The sequence below is a fragment of the Actinacidiphila sp. bgisy160 genome, assembly GCF_057707815.1.
In genome coordinates this window covers 230,980-249,099 of record NZ_JBYIQW010000003.1, presented here as the reverse complement: position 1 = coordinate 249,099, position 18,120 = coordinate 230,980, and the positions used below count along the sequence as shown (strand labels likewise).

Below are 18,120 nucleotides of genomic sequence, written 5' to 3'. Positions count from 1 at the left end.
GGGGCCCTGAGCCCGGTAGGGGACGGTTCAGGACAACACGAAGGCCCGGTCTCAGGCGGATATGCCGTCGATCCGGGCCATGGCGTCCTCCGCGCCGAATGCCTGCAGGTATGGCAGCCAGCGCGGGTCCCTATGCCCGGTCCCGATGATCCGCCAGGCGAGGCCCGACGGCGGGGCGGGCTGGTGGCGCATCCGCCAGCCGAGTTCGGCGACATGGCGGTCGGCCTTGAGATGGTTGCACCGGCGGCAGGCAGCGACCACGTTGTCCCACGTGTGCTGGCCTCCGCGGCTGCGCGGGATCACGTGGTCGACGCTGGTTGCGACGCCTCCGCAGTACGCGCACCGGCCGCCGTCCCGGGCGAACAGGGCCCGCCGGGTCAGAGGCACGGGGCCGCGAAAGGGGACTCGGACGAATTTGGTGAGCTTCACGACACTCGGAGCGGGGACAGTACAGGTCGCGCTGTGCATATAGGCGCCGGATTCCTCGAGGCACACGGCCTTCTTGTTCAGCACGAGGATGAGCGCGCGGCGGAGCGGTACGACGCCGAGCGGCTCGTACGACGCGTTGAGGACCAGGACATGCGGCACGGGTGCCTCCTTTTACGCCGGCGGCGCGTGGCTCGCGCCGGGACGATCTGCCCACAGTCTCTCCGGAAGCCCGGTCGCGGCGCCACCATGACCGGGTAACGGAGCGAGGGTGTTTTCAACCACACCCCTTCTACATGCCCTGAATCACCGCACCTCGCGCTCGAACAGCACAACGGGACACATCGCCTCCCCCGTTAGTGTGGGAAGCCTGCCCAACCCGGAGGTTTCCGCCCGTGTCCCCATCGCCGTCCACCGTCGCGACGATCGACGACGCCCAGAAGAGCGCGACCGACGCCGCCGACTACATCAGCCGGAACTGGGCGGACTGGCTCTCCGCAGGGCTGCGCATCCTGCTGATCCTGGTGATCGCGCTGGTGCTGCGGTCGGTGGTCCGCCGCATGATCACCAAGTTCATCGAGCGCATGAACCGCGGCGCCGAGGTCGCCGCGACGAGCGCGCTGGGCGGGCTGCTGGTCAACGCCGAGCGGCGGCGGCAGCGCAGCGAGGCGATCGGCTCGGTGCTGCGCAGCGTGGCCTCGTTCGTGATCATGGGGACGGCGGCGCTCACCGTGCTGTCCGTGTTGCAGATCAACCTGGCTCCGCTGCTGGCCAGCGCGGGGGTGGCCGGTGTCGCGATCGGCTTCGGCGCGCGGAACCTGGTGACCGACTTCCTTTCCGGCGTCTTCATGATCCTGGAGGACCAGTACGGCGTCGGGGACGTCATCGACGCGGGCGTCGCCAGCGGCACCGTGGTCGAGGTCGGGCTGCGGGTGACCAAGCTGCGCGGCGACAACGGCGAGATCTGGTACATCCGCAACGGCGAGGTCAAGCGGATCGGCAACCTCAGCCAGGGCTGGGCGACGGCCGTGGTGGACGTCCAGGTCGGCTACGGGGAGGACCTGGACCGGGCCCGCACGGTGATCGAGGAGACCGCCGCCGCGATGGCCAAGGACCAGCCGTGGGACGAGGTGCTCTGGGAGCCGGTCGAGGTGCTGGGCCTGGAGTCGGTGACCTCGGACTCGGTGCTGATCCAGACGCAGGCCAAGACCATGCCGGGCAAGGCGGCGGCGGTCGCGCGGGAACTGCGCTGGCGGATCAAGCGGGCCTTCGACGCGTCCGGGATCGCGATCGTCGGCGGCACCCCGCAGGCGGTGGAGGAGGGGCCGGCCGACCCCTCGGCCGCCGTCGCCCCGCCGTCCGCGCTCGCCGACCCCGCCTCCCCGCAGGCGCTGGCCGCGCAGCCGCCGGCCCCCGCGCCGGCGTCGTCCCAGCCGGGCGCGGTCAAGTAGCGACAGCCGCCCAACAGGGGCGCCGGGCACCGCCCGGCGCCCCTTTTCCGTGCCACGACACGGCCGGTAACGCTTTGGAGTCGACCTCGCGAACCGCCCTTGACGCTCCGGCTGCGGGCGCCTACCTTGCCTTTCACCAACAGGAAAGTTTCCTAACTACCGCCAGGGCACAGCCGCCTCCCTGACCCCGCCCAGCCCACCAGCCTCGTGCCGTAGCCTGCGGCGCGTGTCCGTCACGACGAGGGAGGACGAGACCGTGGCCGGTACCACCGGAAGCCCGGGCACCCCCGGCACACCGCGCGTACTACGGGCGATGAACGACCGCGCCGCGCTCGACCTGCTCATCGAGCACGGCCCGCTCTCCCGCACCCGGATCGGCAAGCTCACCGGCCTGTCGAAGCCCACCGCCTCCCAGCTGCTCGCCCGTCTCGAAGCGGCCGGGCTGGTCCTCGCCACCGGGACGACCGCCGGGCGCCCGGGGCCCAACGCACAGCTGTACGCGGTCAACCCCGCGGCCGCGCACGTCGCCGGCCTCGATGTGACGACCGAGCGCATACGCGCCGCCGTCGCCGACATCACCGGCCGGGTGGCCGGCGTGTTCGAGCTCGCCACCCCCGGCCGCGCCCGGCGCGGCCAGGGCGGCGCCGTCGAACAGGTCGTCCAGGCCGTCGACGGCGCGATCAAGGCGGCCGGGCTGCACCGCACCGACCTGCACAGGATCGTCGTCGGCACTCCCGGCGCCTTCGACCCCAGCACCGGCCGGCTGCGCTACGCCAGCCACCTCCCCGGCTGGCACTCCCCCGCTCTCCTGGACGAGCTGGCCGCCGCCCTGCCCGTCCCCCTGGAGTACGACAACGACGTAAATCTCGCCGCCGTGGCCGAGCAGCGGCTCGGCGCGGCCCGGGACCACGACGACTTCGTCCTGCTGTGGAACGAGGAGGGCATCGGCGCGGCCATCGTGATCGGCGGCCGGCTGCACCGCGGCTGGACCGGGGGCGCCGGCGAGGTCGGCTTCATGCCGGTGCCGGGGACCCCCCTGGTCCGGCACGTCGCCAAGGCCAACGCCGGCGGCTTCCAGGAACTGGCCGGCTGCAACGCGGTACTGCGCACCGCGCGGGAACTGGGACTCTCCGTACCGCGGGGCACGCAGGCCGATAGCGCCTCGGCGCTGCTCGCCGCGGCGGCGGGTACCGGTGAGGACGCGCACGCGGAGCTGCTTCGGCGCTTCGCCACCGGGCTCGCCATCGGGCTGGCCTCGCTGGTGACCGTCCTCGACCCCGGGCTGATCGTCCTGTCCGGCGGGGTGATCGCCGCGGGCGGTGAGCCGCTGCGCTCCCTGGTCCAGTCCGAACTGGCCGAACTCGCCGTCCCCCGGCCCCGGCTGGTGCTCGGCGGCGTACCGAACGACCCCGTCCTGTCCGGGGCGCTGCAGAGCGCCCTCGCCACCACCCGCGACGAGGTGTTCGACACCTCACGCTGACCGCGACAGCCCATCCACCCACCCGCACACGCAGTGGACGGCCCCCCGCGGGTCCCTCCGCCGGTCTCGCACACCCTCGAACCGCCCGAAGTCCCCTGGAGGAAGCGAAGTGTCCGGTTCCACCAAGACGGCCGCGGCCGCCGTCGCAGCCGCCGCCGCGATAACCCTGCTGACGAGCGCGTGCACGGGCTCCGGCAACAACACCGCAGGCGACGACCCCACCAAGGACGTGACCATCACCTTCTGGCACGGCTGGTCCGCGCCCAGCGAGGTGAAGGCGATCGACGCCAACGTCAAGGCGTTCGAGAAGGCCCACCCCAACATCCACGTCAAGGTGCAGGGCAACATCACCGACGACAAGATCAACCAGGCGCTGCGGGCCGGCGGCCCCAATGCCCCGGACGTCGTCTCCTCCTTCACCACCGACAACGTCGGCAAGTTCTGCTCGTCGGGCGCCTTCGCCGACCTGGACCCGTTTCTGAAGAAGGCAGGCATCGACCCGGCCGCCACCTTCCCCAAGCCGATGCTGGAGTACACCCAGTTCGAGGGGAAGCGCTGCACGCTGCCGCTGCTCGGCGACGCCTACGGCCTCTACTACAACAAGGACGCCTTCAAGGCCGCCGGGATCGCCGCTCCGCCGAAGACGCTCTCGGAGTTCAAGGCCGACGCGGTCAAGCTCACCAAGGCCCAGGGCGACTCCTACTCCCAGCTCGGCTTCATGCCGAACTTCCACGGCTACGAGTCCACCACCACGCACCTGGCCGCGCAGTGGGGCGCGAAGTACTTCGACGCCGACGGCAGGTCGAACATCGCCAAGGACCCCGGGGTCGCCGCCATGTTCACCTGGCAGCAGGACATGGTGAAGGCGCTCGGCGGCTTCAAGAAGCTGGAGAAGTACCGGTCGTCCTTCGGTGACGAGTGGGGCGCCAAGAACCCCTTCCACACCGGCCAGGTCGCCATGGCCATCGACGGCGAGTGGCGGGCCGGAATGGCCGAGGAGGCCGGCACGAAGTTCGAGATCGGCGTCGCCCCCTTCCCCGTGCCGGACGACCAGGCCGACACCTATGGCAAGGGCTACCTGTCGGGCACGATCATCGGCGTCGCCAACACCAGCGCCAAGAAGAACGCGGCCTGGGAGCTGGTGAAGTACATGGCCACCGACACCGACGCGGTGGTGAGCTTCTCCAACGCCATCCACAACGTGCCCTCCACGCTCGCCGCGCTGGGGTCCCCGAAGCTGGACGCCGATCCGCTCTTCCGCACCTTCGTGGAGATCGCGCAGAACCCGGACAGCACCACCACCCCCGCCAGCGTCAACGGCGGCACCTACCAGCTGACCCTGCAGGACTTCGGCTACGCCTACGAGGCCGGCAAGCAGAGCGACCTGGCCGCGGGCCTCAAGGGCGTCGACGAGCAGGTCGACAAGGACATCGCGCAGGCCCGTTGATGAGCGCCGTCCACCCGATGCTGAGGGCGAAGCGCCGTCGTGAGGCGCTTCGCACCCTCGCCTTCATGTCGCCCTGGCTGGTCGGCTTCAGCGTCTTCTTCGCCTACCCGCTGGTCTCGACCGTCTACTTCTCGTTCATGAAGTACGACGGCTTCACCGCCCCGACGTGGAACGGCCTCAGGAACTGGTCGTACGTCTTCGACGACTACCCGTTCTTCTGGCCGGCGCTGCGCAACACGCTGTGGCTGGTCGTGGTCATGGTCAGCCTGCGGGTCGTGTTCGGCCTGGGGATCGGACTGCTGATCACGAGGATCAAGTCGGGTGCCGGGCTGTTCCGCACCGCCTTCTACCTCCCCTATCTGGCCCCGCCGGTGGCCGCGACGATGGCCTTCGCCTTCCTGCTCAACCCCGGCACGGGACCGGTCAACCACCTGCTGGGCAAGGCCGGCCTGCCGACGCCCGGCTGGTTCAACGACCCGGCGTGGTCCAAGCCCGCCCTCACGCTGCTCGCGCTGTGGGGCATCGGCGACCTCATGGTCATCTTCATGGCCGCGCTGCTCGACGTGCCCAAGGAGCAGTACGAGGCCGCCGAGCTGGACGGCGCGGGGCCCTGGGCGAGGTTCCGCTACGTCACGCTGCCGAACATCTCACCCGTCGTGATGTTCGCCGTCGTGACCGGGGTCATCCAGACGATGCAGTACTACACACAGCCCCTGGTCGCCGGGAAGGTCGCCAGCGGCATCATCGGCGGCTCGGGCCAGCAGTTCGAGCCCGGCTACCCGGAGAAGTCCACCCTGACCCTGCCGCAACTGGTCTACAACCTCGGCTTCCAGCGCTTCGACACCGGCTCGGCCTGTGTGATCGCGCTCGTGCTCTTCGCGCTCGCCATGGCCTTCACCGCGCTCCTCATGCGCCGCCGCAGCGGCTTCCTGACGGCGGAGGACTGACGCCCATGACCACCCACGCCACCCTCACCCCATCCGCCACGGCGCCCGCCACCGGAACCCCGTCCGGTGCGCGGCGCACAGCGTCCCGCAAGGCGGCGCTCAACTGGATCGCGGTGCACGCCCTCGGCATCGCCGCCGCGCTCTTCTTCGTCCTGCCGTTCGTCTTCGTCCTCCTCACCGCGGTGATGAGCGACACCCAGGCCCTCACCCGCGACCTGTGGCCGAGGACCTGGGAGTGGGGCAACTTCGGCACCGTCTGGGACACCCCCGGGTTCCTCACCTGGTGGCGCAACACCCTGCTGTACGCGGGCCTCGGCACCGTGCTGACCGTCGTCTCCAGCACGCCGGTCGCCTACGCGCTGGCCAAGTTCCGCTTCCGCGGCCGCAACCTGTCGATGATGCTCGTGGTCTCGACGATGATGCTGCCCCCGCAGGTCGTCATCGTGCCCATGTACCTGTTCTGGGCGAAGCAGCTGCACCTGTCGGGCACGCTGTGGCCGCTGATCATCCCGATGGCCTTCGGTGACGCGTTCAGCATCTTCCTGCTCCGGCAGTTCCTGCTGACCATCCCCAAGGAGTACACGGACGCGGCCAGGGTCGACGGCTGCGGCGAACTGCGCACGATGCTGAACGTGGTGCTGCCGATGGCGAAACCGGCCATCGCCGCCGTGGCGCTGTTCCAGTTCTTCTACTGCTGGAACGACTACTTCGGCCCGCAGATCTACGCGAGCGAGAACCCGGCGGCCTGGACCCTGAGCTACGGCCTGGAGTCCTTCAAGGGCGCCCACCACACCAACTGGAACCTGACGATGGCCGCCACGGTGCTGGTCATGACACCCGTGATCGTCGTCTTCTTCTTCGCGCAAAAGGCCTTCATCGAAGGCGTGACGTTGACGGGAGTCAAAGGATGAAGCTGGCGGTCGTGGGCGGCGGGTCCACGTACACCCCGGAACTCATCGACGGTTTCGCCCGGCTGCGGGAGACCCTGCCGGTCGAGGAGCTGGTCCTGGTGGACCCGGCCGAGGACCGGCTGCGGCTGGTCGGCGGGCTCGCCCGGCGGATCTTCGCCCGGCAGGGCCACCCCGGCACCGTGACCACCACCTCGGACCTGGACGCGGGCGTGGCCGGGGCCGACGCGATCCTGCTGCAGCTGCGTGTCGGCGGCCAGGCCGCCCGGGCGCGGGACGAGGCCTGGCCGCTGGAGTGCGGCTGCGTCGGCCAGGAGACCACCGGCGCGGGCGGGCTGGCCAAGGCGCTGCGCACGGTGCCGGTGGTGCTCGACATCGCCGAGAGGGTCCGCCGGGCCGCCCCCGATGCCTGGATCATCGACTTCACCAACCCGGTCGGCATCGTCACCCGGGCCCTGCTGCAGGCCGGCCACAAGGCCGTCGGGCTGTGCAACGTCGCCATCGGCTTCCAGCGGAAGTTCGCCGGGCTGCTCGGCGTGACCCCCGAGCGGGTCCACCTGGACCACGTGGGCCTCAACCACCTCACCTGGGAACGCGGCGTACGGATCGGCGGCCCCGACGGCGAGGACGTCCTGCCGAAGCTGCTCGCCGAGCACGGCGACACCGTCGCCGGCGACCTCCACCTGCCCCGGGCGGTGCTGGACCGGCTGGGCGTGGTGCCCTCGTACTACCTGCGCTACTACTACGCCCACGACGAGGTCGTGCGGGAGATGCGCACCAAGTCCTCCCGGGCCGCCGAGGTGGCCGCCATCGAGGCGGAACTGCTGGAGATGTACGGGGACGAGACCCTCGACGAGAAGCCGGAGCTGCTGGCCCGGCGCGGCGGGGCCTACTACTCCGAGGCCGCCGTGGCGCTCGCCTCCTCCCTCCTGCGGGACACCGGCGACGTCCAGGTCGTCAACACCCTCAACAACGGCACCCTCCCGTTCCTCCCGGACGACGCCGTCGTCGAGGTCCCGGCCACCGTGGACGCGAACGGGACGCACCCGCTGCCCGTCCCGCCCCTGGACCCGCTGTTCGGCGGCCTGGTCGCGAACGTCACCGCCTACGAGGACCTGGCGCTGACCGCCGCCGTGCACGGCGGCCGCGACCGGGTCTTCAAGGCCCTGCTGTCGCACCCCCTCGTCGGCCAGTACGAGTACGCCGAGGCCCTGACCGACCGTCTGATCGCGCACGACCGGGAGCACCTCGCGTGGGCCTGAACCCTCTTGTCGCCGACGGCGTGCTGGCCGTCGACGCGGGCAACAGCAAGACCGACGTGGCCCTCGTCGCCGCCGACGGGACGGTGCTCGGCACCGCCCGCGGCGGCGGGTTCCAGCCGCAGGTCGCCGGCACCGAGGCGGCGGTCGAGGTGATCGCCCGCATAGTCGAGCGGGCCGCCGACGCCGCCGGCCTCTCCCCGCGGCCCGGGGAACCGCTCGTGCGGCACGTCTCCGCGTGCCTGGCCAACGCCGACCTGCCCGTCGAGGAGCAGCAGCTCGAACTCGCCGTCCACGCCCGGGGCTGGGGCGAGGCCACCCGTGTCGCCAACGACACCTTCGCCCTCCTGCGCGCGGGCGTCGACGGGCCGCGCGGGGTCGCGGTGGTGTGCGGCGCGGGCATCAACTGCGCGGGCATGCTCCCGGACGGCCGCACGGCCCGTTTCCCGGCCATCGGCCAGCTGTCCGGCGACTGGGGCGGCGGGGCGGGCCTGGCCGACGAGGCGCTGTGGTGGGCCGCGCGCGCCGAGGACGGGCGCGGCGGCCCCACCGCGCTCGCCGCCGCGCTGCCCGCGCACTTCGGACTGACCTCGATGTACGCGCTGATCGAAGCACTGCACCTGGGACACATTGATTTCTCCCGAAAGCACGAATTGACCCCTGTGCTCTTCAAGACCGCGGAAGCGGGCGATCCCGTCGCCCGGGCCATCGTCGAACGGCAGGCCGAGGAGATCGTGGTCATGGCCACGGTGGCGCTGCGCCGCCTCGGCCTGCTCGGCGAGGAGACCGACGTCGTCCTCGGCGGCGGTGTCCTGGCCGCCCGCCACCCCCTGCTGATGGACTCCGTGACCGCCCTGCTGGCCGCCGCGGCGCCCAAGGCCGTGCCGAAGGTGGTCACCTCCCCGCCGGTGCTGGGCGCCGCCCTGCTGGGCCTGGACCGCACCGGCGCGGCAGCCGAGGCGCACGCGCGGCTGCGGGCGCACTACGAGGCGGTGGGCTCCGTGTCCTGACCGGCGCGCGCCGGGGGAACCGAACACACTCCCCGGTGCGTGGTGAGCTGCGAGGGGGGCGGCGCGCGGGGGACCCGACGGGCGGCAGACGGGCTGTGCGGACGGCAAGATCCACGCAATCCCTGGGTGGATGCCGGTGACGACGGCCATACTGCTGGTCATGGGCTCGTCGCGCGTACGCGCGGGCGAACGGGTCGGGGGGAGGGCCGGCAGGTGACACGGACGCCGATGGAAACGGAGTTGCCGACCGTGCGGGCGGACACGCCCGCGCCCGGCGGCAGGCGGCCGCGGGCATGGGTGGAGCAACTGCGCGCGTGGCGCGGCGCGGCCACGACGGAACCGGGCCGGCTGCGGATCATCGGAGCGCTGCTGGTCGTACTGGTCGTCGCGTTCGGCGCGGTGACGGCATGGCAGATCACCGAGCGCTCGGCCGCGGCCGACGACGTGATCCACCACAGCGAGCCGCTGAGCGCCCGCGCCGCGGACATCTACCGCTCGCTCGCCGACGCGGACGCCACCGCCGCCGGTGGCTTCCTCGCCGGCGGCGACGACCCCGAGCAGGACCGCGAGCGGTACGCGCGGGACATCCGGGTCGCGGCGCGGAACATCGCCGACGCGGCGGCCAGTTCCGAGGGCTCTGCCGATGCGCGCGCCCGGCTGGAACGGCTCAGCCAGCGGCTGTCGGAGTACACCGGACTGGTCGAGCGCGCCCGGGCCAACAACCGCCAGGGCTTCCCGGTCGGCGGGGCGTACCTGCGGCGCGCCAACAAGATGATGAACGAGCAGCTGCTCCCGGACGCCAAGCAGCTGTGGACGATCGAGACCGCGCGGCTGGGCGAGGACTACGCGGACGCCAAGGCGCTGCCCTGGGCCGCCTGGGCGCTCGGCGTCCTCGCACTGGGCGGGCTGCTGTGGGCACAGCGCCGCTCGTTCCGGCGCACGCACCGGGTGTTCAGCCCGGGCATGCTGGCCGGGACGGTTGCCACCGTCGTGGTGCTGCTGTGGCTGGTGGCCGGGCACGGCGTGGCCCGCGCCCGGCTCGACGACTCCTACGCCCACGGTGCGCGGTCGCTGCAGGTCCTCAACGAGGCCCGGATCCAGACCCTGCAGGCCCGCGGCAACGAGAACCTGACCCTTGTCGCCCGCGGCGGCGGGGACGCGTACAGCGCGGCGTACGACAAGCAACTGCAGGGCCTGGCAGGCACGAACGCGGACGGGCGGACGGGCCTGCTGGCGCAGGCGCTGGGGCTCGCCGACGACTCCGAGGGCCGCGGGAGCATCACGTCGGCGATGAAGGCGGCCAAGGCCTGGTGGGGACTGCACGGCCAAGCCCGCGAGAAGGACGACGCGGGCAGCTACCTGGACGCCGTGGCCCAGACGATCGGCGGCAGGTACGAGAACGGCCGGCAGGCCGAGCAGTACACGGGCTTCTGCTTCGACGAGGTCGACAACAGTCTCAAGCAGTCCGTCGACCACGAGCAGCAGGAGTTCGAACGGGCCGCGGCCGACGGGCGCGGCGCGCTGAACGGGCTGGTGCCGGGCGCGGCGCTGCTGGCGGTGCTCGGCGCCGCGGGCGCGGCGCTGGGCATCGGGCGCAGGCTGTCGGAGTACCGGTGAACGGGGGGAGGCCGCAGATGGGACGCGAGGGACGTGGGTGGCGCGTGCGGGGCTGGGCGGCCGTGGTCTCGGCGGCCGCGCTGGTCGCGGCCGCGGCCGCCGGCGCCGTACTGCCGCTGCAGGACGGCGAGGACCGGGAGCAGCCGAAGGCCCGGGCGGCGGCTACCGGGGCCCCCGCCGCCGCGCCGGGCAAGGCGGCGGCCGACGACGGCTGCGGCGGCCACCCGGAGGCGAGCCTGCGGCCGTCCTCCGCGAGCGGCCCGGCGATCGAACGGATCAGGAAGCGCGGCAAGCTGGTCATCGGGGTCGACCAGAACGGCTACCGCTGGAGCTATCGCGACCCGGTCTCCCGGAAGATCGTCGGCTTCGACATCGACCTGGCCAAGGCCATCGCCAAGGACATCCTCGGCAGCGAGGACGACATCCTCTACAAGACCGTGCCGACCGCCAAGCGCTTCGACGCCGTCAACAACCGTGACGTGGACCTGCTGGTGCGCACCGTGAGCATCACGTGCGAACGGATCAAGGAGAAGCACATCGCCTTCTCCACCGCCTACTTCGAGGCGGGGCAGCAACTGCTGGTCCCCCGTCAGGGTTCCACCGTCAAGGGATTCGACTCCTCCGTGAAGGGGAAACGGATCTGCGTCGCGCAGGGGAGCACCGGCCAGGCGGAGCTGGAGAAGGAGAAGGAGCGGCTGCGGCCCCGCGTCCTGCTCGTCGCCAACCAGCTGGACTGCCTGGTGATGCTGCAACTCGGGGAGGCCGACGCGGTCTTCACCGACAACGCGCTCGCCGCCGGCCAGGCCGCCCAGGACCCGGCGGTGCGGCTGGTGGGCACCCCCGTCACCACCGAGTACTACGGCGTGGCCATGAACGAGCAGGACACCGACCTGGTGCGCCGGGTCAACAAGGTGCTGGAGGACTACCGCGCCGGTGGCCCGGACAGCCATTGGATGCAGGCGTACCGTACCTGGCTGGAGGCGGACCTTCCCGGCATCGAGGGGCCGCCGGCACCGCTCTACAAGGACTGACGGCAAGCACGGGGACCAGCGGGAGGGAAGGAAGGTGCGATGGCGGTCGCGGGACCATCCGGACCGGCGATGAGCCGTGAGGACGTCGACCGTGCCCTGGCACGGCTCGGTGACGAGCGGGACGCCATTGAGGCGTCCCTGCTCGCGCTGCAGGACCACCCCGGCCGCAGGCTGCTCGAGGGCGCGGCGCTGAGCGGTGCCACCAAGGAGCGCTGGGCCGCGGCCGAGCAGGCCGTCGCCCTGTTGTGGGCGCACTTCGACACGTACACGGAGGCCCTGACCACCGCCCGGGCGCTGCGCGGCCGCCGCCGCTGGCCCACCCAGAGCGAACTGCGGGAGCTGACCGAGCTGTTGCGCGGCTCCGGCGTCACCGTCTCCGGCGGCGCCGTGCCGGAGGCGGCGCGGGGCCTGACGGGACCGGCCCGGCTGAGTGAGCGCATCAGCCTGGAGGAACTGCTGGCGCGCATGAACGAGTGGTACGCGCGGGTGATGGACGTGGTGTCCGCCGCAGACGCGGTGTGGTCGGCACTGCCCGCGCGCATCGACCTGCTGGTCGCGGAGGCCGGGCGGGTGCGTTCGCTCGCCGAGTCCGTCGGCGTGCGCCCCGGCACCCACCCCTCGGGCGACGACCTCGCGGGGATGCTGGACTCGCTGGCGGCGCTGCGCGCCGAGGTGGTCTCCGACCCGCTCGCCTTCTGGTCCGGCGGCCGGCCCGACACCACGCGCTACGACCGGGCCGGACGGTCCCTGGAGGACATACGGCGCGAGGTGGAGGCCGTGCTGCACGTCCGCGACGACGCCGACCACCGGCTGATGCGGCTGCGGGACGTCCTGTCGCGCGCCGACCGCACCCTCACCGAGGCGCGCAGTGCCCGGGTCGAGGTGCTCGCCAAGATCGCGGCCTCGGAGGTGCCCGCGGTCAACGGGGCGCCGGTCGCGCTGCACGATCAGCTCTCCGCCGCGGTCGACTTCCGCAGGACCGGCCAGTGGCACCGTCTCTCCCCGCTGCTGGACGACCTCGAACGACGCGCGGACGAGGAACTGCTGCGCGCCCGCGAGTCGCTGACCGCGGTCACCGCGCCGCTGGCCGTCCGCGCCGAGCTGCGCGGCCGGCTCGACGCGTACCGGGCGAAGGTGGCCCGTCACAAAATGGCGGAGGACCCGCTCCTGATGGAGCGCTACGACCACGCGCGGCGTCTGCTGTGGAGCGCGCCGTGCGACCTTCGCGCCGCGGAGAACGCGGTGCTGCGCTATCAGCGGGCCGTTGCCGAGTCGGTGGTGCCGGGGCAGGCGGAACCTGCCGACCACAGGGGGGATGCACGATGAACTGCCAGCGTCCGGGCTGCGACGGGACGATCGAGGACGTCGGGGGCGGTGAGCTGTTCTGCGACACCTGCGGGCTGGCGCCGGCCGCCGGCGGGGGCGGGGGCTCGTCGAAGCCCTCGCAGCCGTCGCGGGCCGCCGGGACCGGACCGGGCTCCGGCGCCTCCTCGCGCTCGTCGCGGACCTCTGGCTCGTCCCGCTCCTCTCGCCGTTCGGTGTCCGGGCGGCTGTCCCGTTCGCTGAGCGGCAGCACGAGCGGCGCCGCCTCCGTCTCCGTGCGCAGTTCGCGCTCCGGCTCCAGCGGCCCGACCCGGGGCAAGCTGGGCGCCGGCCTGGTGACCGTACCGCCCATCCCCCGGCCCGATCCGGCCGCCGCGGTGCTGCAGGACCCGCAGGTCCCCGAGCGGAAGCGGTTCTGCAGCAAGGGCGACTGCGGGGCGCCGGTCGGCCGCAGCCGCGGGGACCGTCCCGGGCGCACCGAGGGCTTCTGCACCAAGTGCGGCCAGCGGTACTCGTTCACGCCCAAGCTGCGGGCGGGCGACGTGGTGCACGGGCAGTACGAGGTGGTGGGCTGCCTGGCGCACGGCGGCCTGGGCTGGATCTACCTGGCCGTGGACCGGGCGGTCAGCGACCGCTGGGTGGTGCTCAAGGGCCTGCTCGACACCGGCGACGAGGACGCGCTGGCCGCGGCGGTCTCCGAGCGCCGCTTCCTCGCCGAGATCGAGCACCCCAACATCGTGCGGATCTACAACTTCGTGGAGCATCTCGACCCGAGGGGCGGCACCCTCGACGGCTACATCGTCATGGAGTACGTCGGCGGCAAGTCCCTCAAGGAGATCGCCAACGAACGCCGGGGCGCCGACGGCAGACGCGAGCCGCTCCCCGTCGACCAGGCCATCGCCTACGCCATCGAGGCGCTGGACGCCCTCGGCCACCTGCACAGCCGCAACCTGCTGTACTGCGACTTCAAGGTCGACAACGCCATCCAGACCGAGGACCGGCTGGAGCTCATCGACATGGGCGCCGTCCGCAGGATGGACGACCAGGACAGCCCGATCTACGGGACGGTCGGCTACCAGGCGCCGGAGGTGCCCGAGGTCGGCCCGTCCGTCGCCTCGGACCTGTACACGGTGGCGCGGACGCTGGCCGTGCTCACCTTCGACTTCCAGGGCTACACGAACGTGTTCGTGGACAGCCTGCCGGACCCGGACGGCATCGAGGTCCTCTCCCGCTACGAGTCCTTCTACCGGCTGCTGGTCCGCGCCACCGACCCCGACCCGGGCCGCCGTTTCGCCTCGGCGGACGAGATGAGCGAGCAGCTGCTGGGCGTGCTGCGCGAGGTCGTGGCGCTGGGCACCGGCAAGCCGCGGCCCGCGCTGTCCACCTTGTTCGGCCCGGAACTGCGGGTGGTCGACACCGTGTTGCTGGCTCCGGCCGAGGACGCCTCCACCCTGGGCGTCCGCGGTGCGAACGGTGCGAACGGCAGCCGGCGGGGCGCCGTACCGGCCCTGCCCGCCGCGACCGCCGCCGCTCCCGCCCTGCCCCCGTCGTCGGCACCCGGCCCCGGCGAGTACGGCGCGACCGTGCCGGGCGCCCCCTTCACCGTGCCCACCCAGCGGACGGGGCCGGTGCCCCTGGCGGCCGGGCCCGCCGTCTCGCCGCTGGACGTACGGGCCGCGGCGCTCTCGCTGCCCGTGCCGCACGTCGATCCCGCCGACCCCAACGCCGGTTTCCTGGCCGGGCTCGCGGCGGCCGCGCCGTCCGAACTGGTGGCCGCGCTGCGGGCGGCGCCGGTGCAGTCCCCGGAGCTGCGGCTGCGCACGGTGCGTGCCCGTCTCGACAGCGACGACGCACCCGCGGCCGTCGAGGAGTTGCGGAGGCTGCAGGAGGAACATCCCGAGGACTGGCGCGTGGTGTGGCACCGCGGCCTGGCCGCGCTCGTCACCCGCGACGACGGCACCGCCGCGCTGTCCTTCGACGCGGTCTACGACGCCTTCCCCGGCGAACCCGCCCCCAAGCTGGCGCTGGGCGTCTGCGCGGAGGTGCTGGGCCAGCTGGACAACGCCGCCGAGTACTACCGGCTCGTGTGGACCACGGACCAGAGCTACGTGAGCGCGGCCTTCGGCCTGGCCCGCGTCCGGCTCGCCGCGGGTGACCGGGCGGGGGCGGTGACCGCCCTGGAGTCGGTCCCCGAGTCCTCGATCCACTACACGGCCGCGCGGGTGGCGGCCGTGCGCGCCCGGCTGCGCGGACGCGCCCCGCAGGAGCCGCTCCTGGACGACCTGCGGGCCGCGGCCCGGCAGGTGGAGGACCTGCAACGGCTGGGCCTGGACACGCGGCTGCGCGAGCAGTTGTCCACCGAGGTGCTGGGCGGCGCGCTGGACTGGGTGCTGGCCGGGCAGCAGGGCGCGGCCGAGGTCCCGTCCACCGGATCCGCCACGCCCGGGCTCCTGGGCCGGGACCTGGACGAACGGGGGCTGCGCTTCGGCCTGGAACACTCGTACCGGGTACTGGCCCGGCTCGCCGACCAGGGCCGCACAAGGATCGAGCTGGTGGAGCGGGCCAACCGCCTCCGCCCCCGGACGTGGGTGTAACCGCCATGCCGCACGAGACCGTTTGCCCGGAGTGCAGCGAGCCTCTGGAACCCGACGACAAGTTCTGCGGCGTCTGCGGCGCCGACCTGTCCGCGCCCCGGGAACCGGACGCGTACGAACTCGCGCCGCCCGACCCCGCCGCCGCCCCCACCGCCCCCGAACCGCCGAGCGGTGAACCGGAGTCGTACGAGCTGGCCCCACCGGGGAGGGACACCGACACCCTCGCCTTCGGCCTGGGCACCGCCGACCTGCCCCAGGCCCGGATCACCGACCCCCGGCTGGAACCGTCCGCAGACGTGCGGTCCGCGAGTTCGGCGCGGTGCGTCGCCTGCGGCATGGGCGACGTCGACCCGGACGGCTACTGCGAGCACTGCGGGCACGCGCAGCCCCGGCCCCGCGACCACCAGGAGCAGGAGTGCGACGGCGTGGCCGCCGTGACCGACCGGGGCTTGCGGCATCACCGCAACGAGGACGCCTTCGCGCTGGCGACGACCGCGCTGCCCGACGGCACGCCCGTCGTCGTCGCCGTGGTCTGCGACGGGGTGTCCTCCGCGTACCGTCCCGACGACGCCTCGGAGGCGGCCGCGGGCACCGCGAGCACCTCCCTCGTACGGTCCCTGGCCCTCGGTGCCCGCCCCGAGGAGGCGATGCGCGACGCGCTGCTCGTGGCCGCCCAGGCGGTGACGGACCTGGCGGCCGAGACCCCCGAGGAGGAGGCCCGGCGCCATCACAACGCGCCCGCGTGCACCTGCGTCAGCGCGATCACCTCGGGCAAGACCTTCACCGTCGGCTGGATCGGGGACAGCCGCGCCTACTGGATCCCCGACGACCGCTCCGCGCCCGCCTCCCGGCTGACCGAGGACGACTCGTGGGCCGAACGCATGGTGTCCATGGGCCTGATGACCCAGGCCGAGGCGTACGCGGACGAGCGGGCCCACGCCATCACCGGCTGGCTCGGCGCGGACGCCGTGGAACTGGACCCGCACACCGCCTCCTTCGAACCGGACGAACCGGGTGTGGTGGTGGTGTGCACCGACGGACTGTGGAACTACGCGGAGTCCGCCGAGGAGCTGGCCTCCGTGGTGCCCGAGGACGCCCGTACACGGCCGCTGCACTGCGCCCGCACGCTGGTCGGGGTCGCCATCGACGGCGGCGGCCACGACAACATCACCGTCGCCGTGCTGCCGTTCCCGGCCGCGTGACCTCTCCCTGATGCTCTCTTCCGATGGTTGAACAAGCGCAAGGAGCGCACCCGATGGCCAACTTCTCCAAGTCGAACGTGCCGCAGTTCTCCGTCGACATCTACCAGAACGAGTTCCTCCCGGAGGGCGGGCGCGAGGTCAACGCGATCGTCACCGTGACCTCGACCGGCGGCGGCACCACCGGTGGGCTGCCGCTGGCCACCCAGGCGCCCGGCGACGTGCCGGGCGCTGCGCCCGGTGCCGCCGTGGTCATCATGGTGGACTGCTCGGGCTCCATGGACTACCCGCCGACCAAGATGCGCAGCGCCCGCGAGGCGACCGCGGCCGCCATCGACACCATCCGCGACGGCGTCGCCTTCGCCGTGGTCGCCGGCACCCACCAGGCCAAGGAGGTCTACCCGGCGAACGGCGGCCTCGCCGTCGCCGACCCGGCCACCCGGCACCAGGCCAAGGAGGCGCTGCGCCGGCTCAGTTCGGGCGGCGGCACCGCGATCGGCACCTGGCTGCGGCTGGCCGACCGGCTGCTGGCCACGTCCGACGTGTCGATACGGCACGGCATCCTGCTCACCGACGGCCGCAACGAGCACGAGAAGCCGGAGGCGTTGCGCGCCGCGCTGGACGCCTGCGCGGGCCGCTTCACCTGCGACGCGCGCGGCGTCGGCACCGACTGGGAGGTCAAGGAGCTGACCGGGATCGCCTCCGCGCTGCTCGGCACGGTGGACATCGTCGCCGACCCGTCCGGCCTGGAGTCGGACTTCCGGCAGATGATGGAGACCGCGATGGGCAAGGAGGTCGCGGACGTCGCCCTGCGCCTGTGGACCCCGCAGGGCGCGGAGATCCAGTACGTCAAGCAGGTCGCGCCGACCGTGGAGGACCTCACCGCCCGCCGCACCGAGGCCGGTCCGCGGGCAGGCGACTACCCGACGGGCTCCTGGGGCGACGAGTCGCGCGACTACCACGTCAACGTGGTGGTGCCGGCCGCCGGTGTCGGCCAGGAGATGCTGGCGGCCCGGATCTCCCTCGTCCTGCCGCAGCCGGACGGCACGCCGCGCGTGCTGGGCCAGGGGCTCGTGCGGGCCGTGTGGACGGACGACATGGCGGCCTCGACGCGGATCAACCCGCAGGTCGCCCACTACACCGGCCAGGCGGAGCTGGCCCAGGTCATCCAGCAGGGCCTGGAGGCCCGCAAGCAGGGCGACTTCGACTCCGCGACCGCCAAACTCGGCCGCGCGGTACAGCTCGCCAGCGCCTCCGGCAACGAGGACACCGCCAAGCTGCTGGCCAGGGTCGTGGACGTGGTGGACGCGGTGACGGGTACCGTGCGGCTGAAGGCCCGGGTTGCCGACGCGGACGAGATGACCCTCGAGACACGTTCGACGAAGACTGTACGGGTGAAGAAATAGAGCAGCGGGACACAGCGGGGCA

General features: G+C 72.7%; 14 protein-coding genes. 13 read left to right on the top strand and 1 reads right to left on the bottom strand.

Annotated elements, in window-relative coordinates; genetic code table 11:
- Positions 1-51: 51 nt before the first annotated feature.
- The gene (locus AC3EUJ_RS05615; protein ID WP_431959813.1) at positions 52-588 is read right to left on the bottom strand and encodes an HNH endonuclease; all 537 of its coding nucleotides are present in this window, start codon (positions 586-588) and stop codon (positions 52-54) included.
- Positions 589-821: 233 nt separating this feature from the next.
- On the opposite strand from AC3EUJ_RS05615, the gene AC3EUJ_RS05610 reads away from it, so the two are divergent.
- The 13 genes from AC3EUJ_RS05610 to AC3EUJ_RS05550 all read left to right on the top strand — a co-directional run bounded on the left by AC3EUJ_RS05610 (position 822) and on the right by AC3EUJ_RS05550 (position 18,098).
- The gene (locus tag AC3EUJ_RS05610) at positions 822-1,877 is read left to right on the top strand and encodes a mechanosensitive ion channel family protein (RefSeq protein ID WP_431959811.1); all 1,056 of its coding nucleotides are present in this window, start codon (positions 822-824) and stop codon (positions 1,875-1,877) included.
- Between the two features lie 313 nt (positions 1,878-2,190).
- Positions 2,191-3,357: an ROK family transcriptional regulator gene (locus AC3EUJ_RS05605; protein ID WP_431959838.1), complete on the top strand. Its 1,167-nt coding sequence runs from the start codon at positions 2,191-2,193 to the stop codon at positions 3,355-3,357.
- A gap of 109 nt (positions 3,358-3,466) precedes the next feature.
- Positions 3,467-4,804 carry an ABC transporter substrate-binding protein gene (locus AC3EUJ_RS05600; protein ID WP_431959810.1) on the top strand — a complete coding sequence of 446 codons (1,338 nt, stop codon included), beginning with the start codon at positions 3,467-3,469 and terminating at the stop codon, positions 4,802-4,804.
- The gene (locus tag AC3EUJ_RS05595) at positions 4,804-5,751 is read left to right on the top strand and encodes a carbohydrate ABC transporter permease (RefSeq protein WP_431959809.1); all 948 of its coding nucleotides are present in this window, start codon (positions 4,804-4,806) and stop codon (positions 5,749-5,751) included. Before AC3EUJ_RS05600 ends, AC3EUJ_RS05595 begins: the two co-directional genes overlap by 1 nt.
- Positions 5,752-5,756: 5 nt before the next feature.
- On the top strand, positions 5,757-6,662 hold the full coding sequence (locus AC3EUJ_RS05590) for a carbohydrate ABC transporter permease (protein ID WP_431959808.1): 906 nt from the start codon (positions 5,757-5,759) through the stop codon (positions 6,660-6,662).
- A complete protein-coding gene (locus AC3EUJ_RS05585) occupies positions 6,659-7,921 on the top strand; it encodes a 6-phospho-beta-glucosidase (RefSeq protein WP_431959807.1) in 1,263 nt (420 codons plus the stop codon). The genes AC3EUJ_RS05590 and AC3EUJ_RS05585 overlap by 4 nt, the downstream gene beginning before the upstream one ends.
- Positions 7,912-8,928 (top strand): N-acetylglucosamine kinase, encoded by a 1,017-nt coding sequence (locus tag AC3EUJ_RS05580; RefSeq protein WP_431959806.1) that lies wholly within the window; start codon positions 7,912-7,914, stop codon positions 8,926-8,928. Before AC3EUJ_RS05585 ends, AC3EUJ_RS05580 begins: the two co-directional genes overlap by 10 nt.
- A 228-nt stretch (positions 8,929-9,156) precedes the next feature.
- Positions 9,157-10,545 (top strand): hypothetical protein, encoded by a 1,389-nt coding sequence (locus AC3EUJ_RS05575; RefSeq protein WP_431959805.1) that lies wholly within the window; start codon positions 9,157-9,159, stop codon positions 10,543-10,545.
- Positions 10,546-10,562: 17 nt separating this feature from the next.
- A complete protein-coding gene (locus tag AC3EUJ_RS05570) occupies positions 10,563-11,576 on the top strand; it encodes a glutamate ABC transporter substrate-binding protein (RefSeq protein WP_431959804.1) in 1,014 nt (337 codons plus the stop codon).
- 39 nt (positions 11,577-11,615) lie between these two features.
- Positions 11,616-12,902 carry a hypothetical protein gene (locus tag AC3EUJ_RS05565; RefSeq protein WP_431959803.1) on the top strand — a complete coding sequence of 429 codons (1,287 nt, stop codon included), beginning with the start codon at positions 11,616-11,618 and terminating at the stop codon, positions 12,900-12,902.
- Positions 12,899-15,493: a serine/threonine-protein kinase gene (locus AC3EUJ_RS05560; RefSeq protein ID WP_431959802.1), complete on the top strand. Its 2,595-nt coding sequence runs from the start codon at positions 12,899-12,901 to the stop codon at positions 15,491-15,493. The genes AC3EUJ_RS05565 and AC3EUJ_RS05560 overlap by 4 nt, the downstream gene beginning before the upstream one ends.
- Positions 15,494-15,498: 5 nt before the next feature.
- On the top strand, positions 15,499-16,695 hold the full coding sequence (locus AC3EUJ_RS05555; protein WP_431959801.1) for a protein phosphatase 2C domain-containing protein: 1,197 nt from the start codon (positions 15,499-15,501) through the stop codon (positions 16,693-16,695).
- A gap of 53 nt (positions 16,696-16,748) precedes the next feature.
- The gene (locus AC3EUJ_RS05550; RefSeq protein ID WP_431959800.1) at positions 16,749-18,098 is read left to right on the top strand and encodes a VWA domain-containing protein; all 1,350 of its coding nucleotides are present in this window, start codon (positions 16,749-16,751) and stop codon (positions 18,096-18,098) included.
- Positions 18,099-18,120 lie beyond the last annotated feature (22 nt).